Below are 2,044 nucleotides of genomic sequence, written 5' to 3'. Positions count from 1 at the left end.
CAAAGAGATTCGATCGACTATCCCATCTTCTTGAATTAGGGTAATTATTAATAAATGCGGTGTCTTCACAGACACCGCGTTTGTTTTATCCAAAATTATAGGTTGGTACATTTTCCGAAGCAAAGAATTGAACTCGGAGTTAGTTAATTTCCACTCGCTTTAACATTGCTGCTCGTGCTCGATCGGCTAAACTGTCATCCAGCGGTACTTGAGAATAAAACCTTAAATGACTGGTTGTCAACCTCCCATTTCTGGATATCTGCATATAGCTGTGTTTTCTGAAAGTAAACTTCCTCATAGGCAACCCTCAAAAAGCGTTCGAGACTATCTGAACCAACATCACTTGGTTTCATCGTCCCGATCGCTTTGCGTAAGCCCAGGGACATAATTTCAACCAGATCGTGCCCACAGCAGACTTGCCAACAATCGTGACTACCGCTCTTTTTTGTTGTTAGTTGCTGTTGAATATCTCTACTATCTAATGACAAATTTTGAGATTTATTCTTGACTTCTTGGATTAATTTCAGTTCGTCAATTTGCAAATTTTGTTCGTCTACAAATTTACTAAATTTGAGGTCGCTAAAAGTAAAACTTAACCCATCGCATTGAGAAATCCATCGTAAATAACCGATCGATATTCCAGCTTCAACTAAAGTATCTCTCACGCTCATAAATTTAGAGATTTTTTCAGTCGAACCAAGCTCCGCAAGTACCTTGTCAAGAGCCGGAGAATTAATGAGCATTGTTTCCAGATCGTGAGTATCTGTCCGCAGTAGATTAGGACTATGATGTGCTGAAGTTTCTAATCGATCGAAATCTGCATCGACAATTCCTAAAACGCCCAGAAAATTCGATTTCTCTAAAATACCCAGAACCGCAATTACTCTCTCTTTGTTAGATGGGTTCCCAGAGATGACAACTATTTGACAAATTATCTTATCTACAAAGCGTTCGTAAAAAACCTTATCTGAACTACCTTCTACTAACAAAAAGACACCTGTGAATGTGCTACGTCGCATCCTAATTTGATTAGCATCTGCATCTCCCGTTCGTAGATCTCTCACTTTTTCATTCCTTGCAGCTCAACTGTCAAGTCCCACCGATCTTGGATGATATCTGGTGAGTGAGTAGCCATCAAAATATCTAAATCTGCAAGTTTGACAATCTCCTGCAAATCTTTTAAAAACTGAACTTGCCAGCCGACATGTAAAGATAGTTCTGGTTCATCAATTAAGACAAGCGATTTAGGTTCAACTTTAAATAATAGTTGGTAGAGCAGAACTAACTCGTGCTGTTCGCCAGACGACAAATCTGTTGGTAAAAGAGTATCTGAATCAGAGATAGAGAAATCAGAAAGAGTTCTAAATACAAATCCTTTTCTCTTGTTGAAACTTATTTCTTTATAAGTGAATTTGCTGTTGATTATTTCCTTCAGTAAATCAATTTTATTTGCTATATCATTGAAAACACTCAATTTCTTCTCTACATCCTCAACATATACAGATAAAATATTTTTAGTACTTTCATCCATTGCTGGTGGCTGGACAGGAAAATCTGAGTTTTCAGTCCTATCTAATAAACCAATCGATATTAGACGAGAGCGGGTTATTTCGAGCTGCTCTAAACGTTCTCTAAGTTGTCGATCTGTTGAATTTGGTGAGGATTGTCGCTGGACTAATCTAGTTGGAAATGTCCGATCTAAAGATTGAGAAATTATGCCATATTCGCCAAATTTATCTCGCATTATCTGTGCAAGTTCTTCAGAATAAGCAGAAACAGTTGGAATCATTGATGCTGTTTCCAATTTGGAATTATATACAGATGAAAGATTTAGCAATCTTTGTGATTCGACAAGACGAACATGAATGTTAAGCCTGATATTCTTTAACCATTCTGGCTCATTTTGTGATTTTAATCTTGAGAATTTCGAGGATTTTGAAGACTTTGAAAATGAGTTGCCTCCAATGATAATGTCACCCCTTATATTGTGAACAGAAATGTTGTTGTTCCCGCTAGTTATTAGCACATCTTCATCTGGCGCGTA

Annotated in this window: 2 protein-coding genes; both read right to left on the bottom strand. The window is 37.4% G+C overall.

What is annotated here, in order from left to right; all coding sequences use genetic code 11:
* Window positions 1–194: 194 nt before the first annotated feature.
* A complete protein-coding gene (locus RMO27_RS06610; RefSeq protein WP_309730807.1) occupies window positions 195–1,019 on the bottom strand; it encodes a DUF4435 domain-containing protein in 825 nt (274 codons plus the stop codon).
* Window positions 1,020–1,060: 41 nt separating this feature from the next.
* Window positions 1,061–2,044, bottom strand: a 984-nt coding sequence (locus tag RMO27_RS06605; protein WP_309730804.1) for an AAA family ATPase, incomplete at its 5' end; no start/stop codon positions are given.

Origin of the sequence: Chamaesiphon sp. OTE_75_metabat_556 (genome assembly GCF_031378165.1) — a bacterium.
Lineage (GTDB): Bacteria > Cyanobacteriota > Cyanobacteriia > Cyanobacteriales > Chamaesiphonaceae > Chamaesiphon.
Note: the sequence above shows the minus strand (reverse complement) of the source record. Positions and strands in the feature narration are given on the sequence as shown.

What these genes read in the sequence shown, in the direction of transcription:
- RMO27_RS06610 (WP_309730807.1), bottom strand. Translation starts at nt 1,019, where the DNA reads ATGCGACGTAGCACATTCACAGGTGTCTTTTTGTTAGTAGAAGGTAGT.